11 protein-coding genes and 2 pseudogenes are annotated in these 13901 nt (G+C 64.1%); 8 read left to right on the plus strand and 5 right to left on the minus strand.

Annotated features, from left to right (window positions below; genetic code table 11):
- Window positions 1-26: 26 nt before the first annotated feature.
- The 5 genes and pseudogenes from EL22_RS04405 to EL22_RS04425 all read right to left on the minus strand — a co-directional run bounded on the left by EL22_RS04405 (window position 27) and on the right by EL22_RS04425 (window position 5456).
- The gene (locus tag EL22_RS04405) at window positions 27-2345 is read right to left on the minus strand and encodes a DNA polymerase domain-containing protein (RefSeq protein ID WP_050050327.1); all 2319 of its coding nucleotides are present in this window, start codon (window positions 2343-2345) and stop codon (window positions 27-29) included.
- Window positions 2342-2704, minus strand: a complete 363-nt coding sequence (locus EL22_RS04410; RefSeq protein ID WP_082146659.1) for a hypothetical protein — start codon at window positions 2702-2704, stop codon at window positions 2342-2344. The genes EL22_RS04405 and EL22_RS04410 overlap by 4 nt, the downstream gene beginning before the upstream one ends.
- Window positions 2704-3411, minus strand: a complete 708-nt coding sequence (locus EL22_RS04415; protein WP_156184042.1) for a hypothetical protein — start codon at window positions 3409-3411, stop codon at window positions 2704-2706. The genes EL22_RS04410 and EL22_RS04415 overlap by 1 nt, the downstream gene beginning before the upstream one ends.
- A 178-nt stretch (window positions 3412-3589) precedes the next feature.
- A pseudogene (locus EL22_RS04420) lies at window positions 3590-4338 on the minus strand (hypothetical protein).
- 110 nt (window positions 4339-4448) lie between these two features.
- The gene (locus EL22_RS04425; protein WP_050050329.1) at window positions 4449-5456 is read right to left on the minus strand and encodes a Cdc6/Cdc18 family protein; all 1008 of its coding nucleotides are present in this window, start codon (window positions 5454-5456) and stop codon (window positions 4449-4451) included.
- A 273-nt stretch (window positions 5457-5729) separates the two neighbouring features.
- On the opposite strand from EL22_RS04425, the gene EL22_RS04430 reads away from it, so the two are divergent.
- From EL22_RS04430 to EL22_RS04465, 8 genes and pseudogenes are all read left to right on the plus strand, one after another.
- On the plus strand, window positions 5730-6143 hold the full coding sequence (locus tag EL22_RS04430) for a hypothetical protein (RefSeq protein ID WP_050050330.1): 414 nt from the start codon (window positions 5730-5732) through the stop codon (window positions 6141-6143).
- A gap of 347 nt (window positions 6144-6490) precedes the next feature.
- Window positions 6491-9093 (plus strand): annotated as a pseudogene (locus EL22_RS04440) (alkaline phosphatase PhoX).
- The gene (locus EL22_RS04445; protein ID WP_050050332.1) at window positions 9090-9842 is read left to right on the plus strand and encodes a hypothetical protein; all 753 of its coding nucleotides are present in this window, start codon (window positions 9090-9092) and stop codon (window positions 9840-9842) included. The pseudogene EL22_RS04440 and the gene EL22_RS04445 overlap by 4 nt, the downstream one beginning before the upstream one ends.
- 559 nt (window positions 9843-10401) lie before the next feature.
- A complete protein-coding gene (locus tag EL22_RS04450) occupies window positions 10402-10623 on the plus strand; it encodes a hypothetical protein (RefSeq protein ID WP_050050333.1) in 222 nt (73 codons plus the stop codon).
- A 232-nt stretch (window positions 10624-10855) separates the two neighbouring features.
- Window positions 10856-11389: an inorganic diphosphatase gene (locus EL22_RS04455; RefSeq protein ID WP_050050334.1), complete on the plus strand. Its 534-nt coding sequence runs from the start codon at window positions 10856-10858 to the stop codon at window positions 11387-11389.
- A 226-nt stretch (window positions 11390-11615) separates the two neighbouring features.
- A complete protein-coding gene (locus EL22_RS18940) occupies window positions 11616-11738 on the plus strand; it encodes a hypothetical protein (RefSeq protein WP_255349655.1) in 123 nt (40 codons plus the stop codon).
- A gap of 153 nt (window positions 11739-11891) precedes the next feature.
- Window positions 11892-13235 carry an alkaline phosphatase family protein gene (locus tag EL22_RS04460; protein WP_050050335.1) on the plus strand — a complete coding sequence of 448 codons (1344 nt, stop codon included), beginning with the start codon at window positions 11892-11894 and terminating at the stop codon, window positions 13233-13235.
- Window positions 13236-13304: 69 nt separating this feature from the next.
- The gene (locus tag EL22_RS04465; RefSeq protein WP_082146660.1) at window positions 13305-13793 is read left to right on the plus strand and encodes a DUF371 domain-containing protein; all 489 of its coding nucleotides are present in this window, start codon (window positions 13305-13307) and stop codon (window positions 13791-13793) included.
- Window positions 13794-13901 lie beyond the last annotated feature (108 nt).

Raw genomic sequence — 13901 nt, forward strand, 5'->3', positions numbered from 1 at the left:
ACCCTCGTTCCGACGATTCGAATCACTCATTCCGACGATGCGAACGTCGAGAGTCGAACCGTCTTCCCGTCCCGAAGGTGTTCGCGAATCCGGCGTCGATTCCACCCCAGCGCCGAGACGATGCTCACACAGGCGCTGACGAGCAGGTTCGAGTAGTACTCGACGTCGACGGACGGACAGTCTTCGAACGCGAGCCGAACGCGCTCTATGCCGTCCGCGTCGTCGTCGGTCACCACGTATTCGACGGACTGACCGGGGTGGCGGTCGATCCCGTGGCGATCGTACCGCTCGAGGGCGGCGACCGTCCGCGTGCGCTGGCCGTACTCCTCGAGTCGACGCGAGACACGTTTCGTGTGGACGAGCCGGTCGGGGTCGACCGCGCCGCGTCGGAGTCGCCCGATTCGCGCCTCGAGCGCGTCGCAGACCGCCGCCGGGTCGCGCTCGCGGTCGAGGACCGCGACGAACTCGCGCTGGCTCTCGACGACGTACTCCGGCGTGCTCCGCTGGCGGGTCTCGATCCCGCGGAACTTGTAGCTCCCGTCCGTTCGCTTGCCGAAGTACTTGTTGAGCGCGCCCGGCCGCGTCGACCTCGACTGTGGGTGTGTGGGCGAACTCGAGCGAACAGGCGACGCCGAATCTCCCCCAACGGACGCCCCCTCGCTCGAGTCGCGCAACGGGACGAAACAGACCCACTCGTAGCGCCCGTCGTGCTCGAGATCGATGCCGACCGAACTCGAGACGTCCTCGACGACCGCCTCGAGCGGTTCCGGGTCGTCCGCGCGGGCGGTCACCCAGAGGCTGTCGACGATGCCGTGGACAACGTGCCAGCCGCCGTCCTCGAGTCGCGTTTTCGCCCGCAGGGCGATGTCTCGCGCGTAGGCGTTGATCGCCTCGTGGCACTCGATGCGACCGAACTTGGCGTTTCGATACCCCTGGTAGCCGAAACAGGACACCAGCACCCACTTGATCGCGCCCGACTCGGCCCGGAGCCGCCTCGCCGTCTCGTCCGCGAGCGAATCGGACTCGAGTCGCCGTTTGATCTCGGCGCGGTCGTCGAGCAACGTCGTGAGGACCTCCGGGAGGAAGCCGGGTTTCGAACACCGGTCGTACTCGAGGTCCGGAACGGTGGCCACGTCGGGCGGGGATTCGAACGTTGATCCGTCGCAATCATCGGATCCGTGTCCGCTCAGTCCATCGCCACCGGATCCGTGATCGCGGTCACAGCCGATCGTCTCGGGGCTGACGTTTCGCCGGCAGATGATCCGCGGGTACAGCGACGCGAAGTCGATCTCGTGAACGTCCTCGTGAAAGCCGACCTCCGGCGAGAACGTGAACCCGCCGCGGTCGCCGGCGTGGAGCGTCGAGACGTCCTTGAACTCCTCGGGCTCCCACTTGTTCTGGGGCGCGAGCACGTCGTACTCGGTTCGCGCGAGCCGGATCTGTCTCGAGGTCAATAGCGTGCCGATGCTCCCGCGGGCGACCTCCTGTAGCGGTCTGCCGGTCTTTTCGACCATGTACAACAGCCCCGGGAGCCCGGACTGGTGCCAGAGAAAGCTGTTGGATCTGTCGACGATCGCCCGTCCGGGAACGCGGTATCGGGCCGGCGAGTGACCGACCGCGCCGTAGCTCTCGTAGGTGTTCGCGCCCGCGATTCGACGCCAGCCGGGGAGCCGCCCCAGGTGAAACTCCTCGAGTCCCGCACGCGCGGCCGCCGACTCGAGGACGGGTACGAGTTCGCCGTGGCTCAGGACGAGCACGTCCGGATCGACCCGATCGAGGCGGCGGCCGATCGACCAGCAGACGTCCGCGGGGTCGCCGGTGACGCGCTCGCCGTCGAGTCGCAACTCGGAGACGTCCTCGTCGGCCAGCCCCGGGTCGTCGATCTCGATCTCGAGGGTTTGAAGCCCGCGCTCGGGGCCCCGGGTCGTCCGGGAGCCGCGCTCGGGCGTCGGGTCGATCCCGTTGTCGAGACAGTACCGAAAGCCCGGATCGAGGTCGACGTCGTACAGCCGAATCGTGCCGGGCGCGAGCGGTACGCGCCCGTCGCCTCCGCGAATCTCGCGAGCCAGCGTCCGAATTTCGTCGACGCGCTCGACGCTGACCCGCAGCAACTCCGTTCGGTCGTCGGCGTGACTCTCGTGGAGGTCTGCGGCCCACCGCTCGCGCGTCGTCCCCGACACCTTCGGATCCGACCGCAGGCGCGCCTCGAGCCCCGAGAGGTCGGGTGCCGAGACGAAAAGCGACGGGCGGTAGTGTTCGACCTCCCGAAACGTCGCCCCGTCCTCGGTGAGTCGCCACTCGCGGACGAGTCCGTCCTCGAACTCGAATGTGTAAGGGGCGGTCACGAGCGACCGTCCTCCGGACCGGTCGTCGCGGATTCCTCGAGTCTGGAATCGGTTTCCGCGAGTCTCGCCTCGATTTTCTCGAGCCGTCCCTCGGCGTCTTCGAGTTCCGTCTCCGCCTCCTCGAGCCGACCGCGGACCTGTCGGAGTTCAACCTCGTGGGCGAGCAACACCGAGAGTACGAGCGCGCGTTCGGGGTCCGTCGCGTTCGCGTGGCCCGCCGCGTCGGCGAACCCGCGGGCGCGCTCGAACAGGCGGTCGAAATCGGCCTGGTACTCCCGCCGGAGCGCACGGCGCATCGGTCCCCACTCGGACTCGAGGCTCGAGACCGCGTCGCGGTAGGTCGGGTTCGTCCGGCCCATCAGCTCGACGCCTCCGTTTCGGGCGTCCGGAGTGATCCGCCGCTCGAGCCGCCGGGTTCCGGAGCCGCGTCGAACAATCCGCGATCGGCCGCCGCGACGACGGGATCGATCCGGTCGGCGACGCCGCAGCAGTCGACCCAGTAGGGGATCGTCGTCTGCCAGTAGGCTCCCTGCCAGTACCCCATCGTCTCCGCGCCGTCGCCCTCGAGGCGAACGCCCTCCCGCGTCCGGATGCACTCGACGCGGTGGTCTGCTCGCTCTGTGACCCGCTCTTCGGCCGCGTCGCTCGCCGCCGTGACCAGCACCGGAACCTCGAGCGCCCGTCCGAGTTCGGCCAGCGTCTCGAGGGTCGCCGCGAGCAGTTCCTCGCGTTCCCAGGCGGGGACGTCGTCGTCGCGATACCGGCCGACGACGTTCGGCGCGACGATAACCGACGTTCTCGGGGTCGCTTTCTCGACGACGCGGCGGACGATCGAGTGGTGCTGGTAGGCCGTAAACGACCGCGCGATACGAAGCGAGTCGAGGACGCGGGGACTCGAGGCACAGTCGTACAGCACCCGCGTCGAGGCGACGTTTCCCGCGTCGATCCAGTAGGCGGTGCCGGCGGTTTCCGCGAGCCGCGAACAGACCAGTTCGTGGAGGATCGGCGACCGCGCCGACGGCACTCGACAGCACGTCAGTCCGGGTTCGAACTCGAGTCGTGACATACCCGAACGGTCGGCCGGCCGATCCATAAGCGGCGGAACGCGGGTTCCGTAATTCCGATAGGGACGGGTTCGGGCGCGTTCGGGAGGAACGACGGGGGAGCGCTCGAGTGTTCGCGGCGACCACTCGAGTTCCGAAACGAGGGAGGCGGCGTCCAGACGAGAAAGAGGACCGCGGCGTTCACGCGAACAGCAAGACCGCGGCGTACCCCGCCGCGCCGAGCGCGAACGCCCAGAACCGGCTCTCGCGTTCGGCTGGCAGCTCCTCCTTGATGACGTTGAGGATGATCCCGCCAGCGAGGAAGGCAAAGAGCACCGAGACGAGCGGTTCGATGATCTTCACGGCGAATCCCACGGCGCGCCGACGAGCACCGCCGCCGCCAGCATCCAGCGCCCGTAATCGTGGTAAAGCCGGCCGTGATGGGATCGGAGCCCGGAGTCGTTCACGGCGAAGTGCAGCGCCATCGCGACGGCGAACGTCGCCAAGCCCGCGACGCCGGGACTCTCGCGGTGGACCAGCAGGTACCCGATGAGGGCGTTGTACGCAGCGAACGACCCGACGTGGATCCAAAAGACGCCCGTGCTCGGCTCGAGGCCGTACCGAAGAGCGGCGACGTTCGACTGGCGGACGTACTGCTCGAGGCCGTAGAAGGCGACGAATCCGACGAGCACGATCAGGTAGACGTGGGCCTCGGCGAACGAGACGACGGGATCCCAGCCCGCGACCGTCAGCACCGCCTCGTGGATCTCCGGGATGATGTGGACGAAGACGTACGCGATGGAGACCCCGCCCGCGAACGAGAGCCACCGACTGCGAGGAACGCGGTCCGCGAGCGCGAGTCGACCCACGAAGAGGTGGACGAGCGCGAGCGCGACGGCAGATACTGCGACGAGAAACGCGATGGGCGTCGAGAGGCCGCTTGCGGACATCTCGAGAACGGACCACGCCGACAGGGATGTAGGTTGCAGGTGGTCGCTCGAGCGGACAGATTAGCGCGGCGAACCGTCCGCCGCTCGAAACGGTGGGAGACGCACCGCCCTTATTCGTCGTCGACCAGGCGGTAGGTCCGGCCCCGACGCTCGCCGACGGCCTCGATCAGGTCGTAGTGGACCATCTTCGTCAGGTAGTTTCGCAGGGTTCGGTTGGTCTTCGGGTCCTCGACCGCCTCCTCGTAGGCCGCGTAGAGTTCGCCGGGTTCGATCTCGCCCGCCTCCGCGATGCGGTCGTAGAGCACCCGCTGGTGTTCGATCAACTGCTCGACGGTCTTTCGACGGATCGCCGTCCGCGCGTCGGGAATCGACGCCTCGAGCACGTCGTCTGTGACCGACTCGAGGCCGCGGCGCTCCGCGCGACGAACCGCCGAGCGGAGAATGCCGATCCCGACGCGGGCGTCCCCCGCCGCGGCGTCGGCGATGGTCCGGAGGTGGCGCTCGCCGACTGCGCCCGGTTCGAGCCCCTGTACGGCGCGTTCCTCGAGAATCGCGACGAGTTCGTCCGTCCCGTAGCGGTCGAACTGAACGCGGGTGCCAGCCCGCAGTCGGGAGCGAACCCGGTCGTCGAAGCTCGCGAATAGCTCCTCCTCGCGGTTGGCGATCAACACGAGCGAGACGTGGGGGAGCCGATGGAGGTCGTAGAGCACCTCGGTCTCCTCGAGCTGGTCCACCTCGTCCAAAATCGCGACGATGGGTTGGTCGTCCGCGTCCGAAAGCCGCCGGAAGAGTTCGTCTTTCGGCGTCGAGCGATGGACATCGAACGCCCGGTCGACGGCCTCGAGAACGCTGTAGAGCACCCGAAACCGGGTGTACTCCTGCCAGCAGTTGACGTAGGCGGTCCGAACGCTCGGGAGCTGGTCGCGAAGCTGGTCGACGGTGTAGCGGGCGATACAGGTCTTGCCGACGCCGGTCGGGCCGAAGAGGAAGGCGGTCTCGGGCCGAGCGTCGGAGAGCAGCGGCTCGAGGGTCTCAGAGAGGTGGTTGACCGCCTCGTGGCGGTGGACCACCTCGCTCGGGACGAAATCCTCGTGGAGGACGCGGTCGTCGACGATCACGGCTCGTGATTTGGGTGCCACTCCCTTAAGCGACGGTGCGGCGGTTCCGATAGTTCCGAAATCGGACCGGTCGTCGCGATGGTGATTCGGCGGTCGATTTTGATTCGGCGATTGATCCGACCCGAACCCGAATTAATCGACGGACGTTCGATGGCGCGTCGTCCTCGCTCCCGTGCGCGAAGTGACGATACGTTTCCGTCGCGAGGACAATATAGTGATCATATAAATTCTTAATGGGACTGTCGACGCGCCTGAACTCGAGGAAACCGACTCATGTCCACGTCCGATAGCCTTTCCGACACCGACGGCACGGTACTCGAGGAGTACGTGCTCGGAGTTCGCATCGTCGAAACCGACGGGGCCGGCGACGACTACCGATTCGAGGCGCCCGACCACGTCGGAATCGCTTTCGATAGCCTCGAGGACGCCCGCTTGTATGCCGACGTCTACTTCGACGTTAACGGATTCGTCGAGGCGGATACGGGCGCTCGCGGCGTGCCGCCCGAAATTATTCAGGCCGGCAAGGACACCCTCGCCGCGTACCTCCTGACGCTGCCCTGGGCCGATACGAACTGGGTCGCGTCGTTCTACGGCGTCACGCCGACCGATATCGACCGGTATCGCTCGTGGGTCCACGACAGGGCCGAGGAGATTCGGGCCGAAGTGACGACACAGGACCTCGAGTAGTCGCTCTGCTCGACGGCTGTTTTCAGCGCTGGCTTTTTGATCTCGCGTGGCTGTTCTCCCGTCCCGTGATCCAGCGTTCGGCGTTCGATAGCGAGTCCAACCGTTCTCGAGTCGGGTAACTTGCCACCGTTCGGTCAGTTCCGCCGCGACGATTCGACCGGTCGCACGACGTGACGACCGTCCGACTGCACGACGTGACGACCGATCTCGAGTCCTCCATAGTGGTCAATAGTCCTTGGGAGATCCGGTTAGGATACAGGACAATAGATGTAGAAAATAGAGAGATAATAGTATTTATTATACCTATTATAAACTTCCATTTATTGGCGATTCGCTCATCAAATTGCATGCCCGAATTTACCAGGCGGAACCTGATGGCATCGTCGATGGCAGCGGCGATCGGCGCCGGCGCGGTCGGCGTAGCCGGCGCAGCGGATCGACCGGACGAACACGACACGCTGACAGCTCCGTACGTCAACGGAAAGCTCAAACGCTTCTCGACGACGGCGCGCGGTGCCGAGGTAACGGGGCCGTTCGTCTTCGAGACGGGCGAGTTGCTCTACAGCCTCCAGCACCCGAGCGACGACAACCCGGCGCCGTTCGATCGGGGCGGCGTCGGCGTCGTCGACGACTTCCGGTTTACGTTCGACGGAGACAACGACGACTTCGAGGAGCTTGCACCGCCGCGAACCAACGGGGAGCAAGGGCAGGTGCAGTCAGCAGGCGGACAGTATCGGCTTCTCGCGCAGTACGGTGACGAGATCAACGGCGGGACGGAGAACTGGGGATCCCCCAGACCCCCGACGGAGAGAACATCCCGACCGGCGACAACATGGACATGAACTTCTTCGTCTCGACGAACGAGGACAGCACCGAGGGCTATCTCTTTACGAACAACGAGAACACGCCCGGTTCGATCTCGCGAACGCCGATCAGCCGAACCGAGGAGGGGAGCTGGGAGGTCGACCTCGAGAACGCCGACGAGATCGAGAACCACGACGCCTTTCGCGAACTCGGCGGGACGAAGATCAACTGTTATGGCGACCTGAGCCCGTGGGAGACGCCCCTCTCGGCCGAAGAGGAGTACGATCACCCGCGCGTCGGCGGTCTGGCGACGGTCAGCGACATCGTCGAGGAAGGTAGCGGCGTCGGCATCCGCGGCGGCTGCGAGTTCTGGAACCGGCCCAATATCGACACCCTAACGGACGATCTCGACGAGATCTTCGGCGACGAGAGCTGGTATCCGATGGGGCTCAGCTCGACCTGGAGCATGGAGCGGCTGGCCGAGTATCTCGGCGCCGATGCCCCGGACCGGTCGGACGACGACGAGACGTACACGCCCATCGACGGCGACTTCCCGAACCGCTACCGGTACGGCCACATCGTCGAAATCGCCGATCCGACCGCCGAGGAACCTACCCCCGTCAAGCACCACGTATTCGGTCGCGCCGCGTGGGAATGTCCGGAAGTACTACCCGACGAGAGGACGGTCTACCTCGCCTCCGACGGCGGCGCGAAGGGAATCTACAAGTTCGTCGCCGACGAGCCGATCCCCGAATACGAGAGCCGGATGGACGTCAGCGGCACGCTCTTCGCGATAAAAGCGACCGAAGTCGGCGACGGACCGGTCGCCGAGACGGACCTCGAGGTCGAGTGGCTCGAACTGGGCAGCGCGAGCAACGCCGAAGTCGAATCCTGGATTAGCGACTACGACGGCGTCACGCAGGTCGACTACCTCGAGACCCACGCAGAGACCGACTGGGAGGACGACCTCGAGGCCGCGCTGGCCGAGGCCGACGAGGAGGTCGCCATCAACGGGAATCAGGACTACATCACCGACGAGGAGGTGGTCGAGTGGGGCCGACAGTACGAAGAACGCGGCCCCGACGAGGTCGACGAGAACCTGCGCAGGGTCCCGTTCCTCGAGACGCGGGCCGCCGCCAAGGAGATTGGAGCGAGCGTCGAGTTCAACAAGGCCGAAGGGATCGACTCCCACGACGACGCCCAACCCGGCGACTTCATCTACTTCGGCATCTCCTCGCTCGGCGGGTACATGACCGACGAGGAAGGAGAACTCCGATTCGACGAGGTCGACAGCGGCGTCGTCTACCGCGCAGAACTCGAGACCGGATACGATGTCTCCACGCTCGAGCCGGTCATCGTCGGCCCGAACGCGAGCGACTCCAAGTCCTTAAAAGACGTTTCGCTGATCAACGTCGACAACGTGATGGTGATGGACGACGGCCGAGTGCTGCTCTGTGAGGACAAAGGCGGGTTCGGCAGGTCGTATTCCAACGACACCCTGTGGGTCTACGAACCGCCGGCGACGCTTCACGTCGACTCCCTCGGAGTCAGTCAGGAGGCGACGGGCGAAGTCGACCTGACGCTCTCGTCGGTTCCCAACGGACTCGCGGGCGGACGCATCACCGCGTCCGTCGAGCACACGGACGTCGCCGAGATCACTGGCGCGAACTATGCCGACGGCATCGAACTCACCAGCGACCCGACCGTTAGCGACGACGGCTCGACCATCGAGTTCAGATTCGCGGATATCGGAAACGAGATCGAATCCGGTGAGCGAAACGTCACGCTTGCATCGATCGAACTCGAGGGCGTCGGTGCGGGAACGACCGACTTCACGCTCGCGGTCCACGCGATGGACGACGATTCGGGGATGGCCATCGATCCCCAGCCGAGACCCGGCGTCATCGTCACCGGCCCGCCGTCGATCGGCGGTGGCGGACCCGGCGGCAGTCCTCCGACCGACCCTGACGGTGACGGGATGTTCGAGGACATCAACGGCAACGGCCGACTCGACTACGACGACATCGTCGTCCTGTTCGAGAACATCGAGGGCGATTCCGTCCGACTGAACGACGACGCCTTCGACTTCAACGAGAACGGCCGCATCGATTACGAAGACATCGTCGCGCTCGCCGACGAACTGTGAACTCGATAGGCGGAACCGACTCGAGCGGACCGACCGCCGACGCGCAGTTCCCGGTCCGAACGCCACAGCGCCGGCGGACGATCCGGACGCTCGCCGTTACGATGGCGATCCTTGTCGCGGTCGGATCGGCCGCGATCGGGGCGGTCGCAGTCGCCGGAGCCGAATCGGTTCCGAGCGCGACGGTCGGGAGTCAGGACGCGGCGACCGACCCGACGCTCGTCGTCTCCAACGGGACGGTCGATCCAGCGTCAAACGCGACACACCGTATCGCGCTGACCGACGCACCGGAAGGGCTCGCGGGATTCGAGGTTACGCTCGCTCTCGAGACCGAGGGCGTCGCGACCATCGCAAACGCCAGCTATCCGGATCGGTTCGCCCTCTCGAGTGATCCCGTCGTGACCAGCGACGAGCAGACGATCACGCTCGAAGCGATCGACCTCGACGATGCGGTCACGCCCGGCGAAACGAACGTCACTCTCGCAGCGGTCGACGTTAGCGGTGTCGACCACGGCGTGACAGATCTGCGCGTCTCGGACGCCCAACTCGACGCCGATGGCGGTGACTCCATCGATCCGGCTCGAGCGGCCGGCACCCTCACCGTCGGTAACGGCGGGGAGGACCCAGCGACACAGAACGAGTCCGCAGGAGATGACGGCTCGGACGGCGATTCGGTCCCCGGCTTCGCGGCCGGAATCGCGGTCGCCGCGATCGTGGGTAGTGCGGCCGTTCTGGTCGCGCGGCGACCCTGATAACCGGCGAGAGCCGCCCGAGGCTTCTTTTTGCGGTGCGTCGTGATCGAACCCTTTCGAATGGGAGTTGTTCGGCGACGATCGAATACCAGAATTTTGTATTGCAGTATATGATTTATTGGGGCGATGGCTGCGATTGAGATGTCCGATGAACGCCCGGATACGCCGTCGAACGCCGCAGGGCCGGCCCGTTCGCACGGCCATCATCTGTGGCAGTTGGATCACCAAACGAGACGCCCGAACCGGGGATGAGCGACAGCGAAGTCGACTCGAGCGATTCCGCTACGGCCGGTCTGTGTAGGCACGAGCGGCCACGGAACTTATCGCGGTAGGCCTCGAGAGCACTGAAACCCCGGCTAACACACTGTGAGTCGAAAACGCGAGTTGGGAGTTCGACTCGAGCACACTATAAGACCGTAACGGACGACCGGCCGCGATGAGGCTGTTATCGGGCTGTTTGCGTACCGACTGTGTTGGCCTCGAGGGGCAGTACAGATAGCGATATACACCGCACAGTACAGTGAAAATTTGTACATCGAAAATCACTCACTCAGAATGAATGGAACGAGAACGCGTACAGCGTCTCATTGGAGCGGCGATGATCGGGTTGGGGGGTATACAGGCTGTATTCGGTAGTATGAATGGCGATCTGGTTTTCGCCGGTTTCGGTATTGTGTATGCGTTGATCGGTGGCCGCTGGTTTTGGATCGAAGCGTACCACTCGGATACCATTTCCATCCATATTGAGTACACGGTATATTATGAGCGGATTCATTCTTGAGAAGAATTCTATGACTCCCCTGCGCACTAAAGGAGTTCGGTGGGCCAGATGACTCGTCGCGATGAATCCCGACGAACAGCGGCTCCCACGAGATCCAAAGCGGTCCGCAGACGGGGAAATCGAGCTATATCTCGATTTCCCGGGCACCTTACTAATTCGTCTGGTGGCCATCAGCTATAGGTTCCAGTTCGATTACGAAAGTACTTTTTGATCGTCCATGAATCGTTTCGGTATGGTAAACCTCTGGGAAGACATAGAAACCGGACCGAACGCGCCCGAAGAGATCTACGCCGTCGTCGAGTGTCTGAAAGGCGAACGCAACAAGTACGAGTACGACAAGGACGTTCCGGGCGTCGTCCTCGATCGGGTTCTCCACTCGAACGTCCACTACCCCTCCGACTACGGCTTTATTCCCCAGTCGTACTACGACGACGAGGACCCCTTCGACGTGCTCGTCCTCGTCGAGGATCAGACCTTCCCCGGCTGCATCATCGAAGCGCGTCCCGTCGCCCTGATGAAGATGGACGACGACGGCGAGCAGGACGACAAGGTCATCGCTGTCCCCTCCGAGGACCCCCGATACGACCACATTGAGGACCTCGAGGACATTCCACAGCAGCAACTCGACGAGATCGACGAGTTCTTCGCGACCTACAAGAACTTAGAGGAAGGCAAGGAAGTCGAGACGCAGGGCTGGGAGGACAAACAGGCCGCCTACGACGCGATCGAACACGCACAGGATCTCTACGAAGAGAACTTCGCCTGAGCGTCGCTGACCGAACTGGGCGATCGGTTTTTTCGCCGGATACACACTCGGTACACAGCGCTCTCGGTAGCTGCGAATATTCGCAGTGGTGCGAAGATTCACGGGTGTAGCGATTCACGGTGGTTCACAGAACTGCGGCGATTCACAGCGGTAATCAACGCGCAGACTCGCATGCGTTATGAGCATGGGTAATTTTATTGGTCGCGGGAGCGTTGATTTACTCGTTATGGCAGCAAAAGAGTCCCCCGTTGGATACCGGCGTTCAGACCCCGACGAACCCGAGACCGGCGTCGGGATGGCGCATCCGACGATCGTTCCGACGAACTTCGAACCGGACGACGCCGAGTAACGCGGGGCGTGTCGATCTCGAGTCGTCTCGAGTAGACACGGTCGGACGGCCGGCGATTCTCGGATCGCACCCTGGCCGCGATCGGTGTCGGTCGTTCTCGAAAACAGTGTCTGGAAACGAAGGTTCTTGTATCCGCTCGGACTACCATCCCGCATGGGTCTGTTTGACCGGTTACGGGGCGATGGAAGCCCTCGAGTCGCGTTTATCGGAGTTGATGGTGTTCCCTACAGTCTTCTCAGGGATAACGAGGATCGCTTTCCGAACTTCGCGGCGATCGCGTCGGACGGGACGGCGAGCGAAATATCGAGCATCGTACCGCCGGAATCCAGCGCCTGCTGGCCCTCGTTGACGACCGGGATGAACCCCGGCGAGACGGGCGTCTACGGCTTTCAGGACCGGGAGGTCGGCACCTACGACACCTACGTCCCGATGGGCAACGAAGTGCAGGCCACCCGACTCTGGGATCGCGTACAGGAGGAGGGGCGAAACGCGACGGTGATGAACGTGCCGGTCACGTTCCCGCCTCAGCGAAACGTCCAGCGGATGGTTTCGGGCTTTCTCTCTCCCGGCCTCGAGAAGGCGGCCTATCCCGACGACGTTCGGGACACCCTCGAGGGATACGAGTACCGGATCGACGTCAACCCGAAACTCGGCCACCAGGAGGACAAAAGCGAGTTCATCGAGGACGCCCACGCGACCGTCGACGCGCGTTACGAGGCGTTCAAACACTACATCGAGGAGGACGACTGGGACCTCTTTTTCGGCGTCTTCATGACGACCGACCGGGTCAACCACTTCCTGTTCAGAGACTACGAGCGCGACGGCGAGTTCCGCGAGGAGTTCCTCGAGTTCTACGAGAAGGTCGACGACTACATCGGGAAACTGCGCGAGGCGCTTCCCGAGGACGTCACGCTCATCGTCGCCTCCGATCACGGCTTCACCAGCCTCGATTACGAGGTTCACTTCAACGAGTGGCTTCGGGAGAACGACTGGCTCTCCTTCCGGACCGACGAGCCCGAAGAACTCGACGACATCGCCGACGAGACCAAAGCCTACTCGTTCATTCCGGGTCGGTTCTACATCAACCTCGAGGGGCGAGAGCCCCGGGGGTCAGTTCCCGAATCCGAGTACGACGCGGTTCGTGACGAACTCAAGGCCGAACTCGAGGCACTCGAGGGGCCCGAGGGCCGCACGGTGGTCGATCGCGTCGTCGAGAAGGAAGCCGCCTTCCGCGGCGACCACGACGAGATCGCGCCTGATCTGGTCGCGATTCCGTCGAACGGCTTCGATCTCAAATCCGGCTTCAAGGCCGATTCGGAGGTGTTCACGACGGGACCGCGAAACGGTATGCACAGCTTCGACGACACGTCGCTGTACGTCGACGATCCCGACGTGACGATCGACGGCGCCGACCTCTACGACATCGCGCCGACGATCCTCGATCTGATGGAGATCGAGTACAGTCGCGGCGAGTTCGACGGCGCGAGCTTGGTATAAACTGATCCACCGCTCGAGAACCGGACGCGCGATCGATTCCATTTTCACCGTGAGGCGGCGAACGTAGCTATGAGCGATCCGACGACGAGTGGGGACGGTAAACGGCGAGGGGATACCGACGAGCGAGAGCGCACCCTCGAGGAAATCATTCACGCTCGCGGCCACGAGAACGTCAGCGCTGAGCACGCGAGCACGTTCGAGATATCGACGGACGACTTTCTGACCCCCGCGGGCGACTGTATTCTCGCGATCGAAGCCGATCGCGCGCCAGCGGATTTCGACCCGGAGTTCGTCGCCGCCTGCCAGCGCCCCGACGCGACGATCACGGTCACGCTCGAGGCCGACGGCCACCGAGACTCGGTCCGGGGTGGCGGCGACCCGGCCCTCGAGTTCTCGAGCGAGCGCAGCGCGGTGGGCCGAACGAGCGAGTACGTCGACGAGCGGACGATCGCGCTCGAGGCGGAACACGCCGCGGAGGGGTTCGATCGAGACCTCGTCGAGTCGCTTGCTGCGGGCGCGGACGTGACCGTGACGATTACTGTTTCCGTAGACGAGTGAGGGGCGTTTCAATGGCCGAGTGAGAGCGCGAGCGAGCGTTGTCACGGTGTCTGTCGGCGACCTAGAGTAGCCCCGGTGAGCGATCCAGTGGGGTTTTGCCCGCTCGAG

The sequence above is a fragment of the Halostagnicola sp. A56 genome (assembly GCF_000691505.1).
Classification (GTDB): domain Archaea; phylum Halobacteriota; class Halobacteria; order Halobacteriales; family Natrialbaceae; genus Halostagnicola.

Excerpts from the sequence above, each read along its gene's own strand:
- EL22_RS04460 (WP_050050335.1), top strand. The coding sequence starts at position 11,892 with ATGGGTCTGTTTGACCGGTTACGGGGCGATGGAAGCCCTCGAGTCGCG.
- EL22_RS04455 (WP_050050334.1), top strand. The coding sequence starts at position 10,856 with ATGGTAAACCTCTGGGAAGACATAGAAACCGGACCGAACGCGCCCGAA.
- EL22_RS04410 (WP_082146659.1), bottom strand. The coding sequence starts at position 2,704 with ATGGGCCGGACGAACCCGACCTACCGCGACGCGGTCTCGAGCCTCGAG.
- EL22_RS04465 (WP_082146660.1), top strand. The coding sequence starts at position 13,305 with ATGAGCGATCCGACGACGAGTGGGGACGGTAAACGGCGAGGGGATACC.
- EL22_RS04430 (WP_050050330.1), top strand. The coding sequence starts at position 5,730 with ATGTCCACGTCCGATAGCCTTTCCGACACCGACGGCACGGTACTCGAG.
- EL22_RS18940 (WP_255349655.1), top strand. The coding sequence starts at position 11,616 with ATGGCAGCAAAAGAGTCCCCCGTTGGATACCGGCGTTCAGACCCCGAC.
- EL22_RS04415 (WP_156184042.1), bottom strand. The coding sequence starts at position 3,411 with ATGTCACGACTCGAGTTCGAACCCGGACTGACGTGCTGTCGAGTGCCG.
- EL22_RS04450 (WP_050050333.1), top strand. The coding sequence starts at position 10,402 with ATGGAACGAGAACGCGTACAGCGTCTCATTGGAGCGGCGATGATCGGG.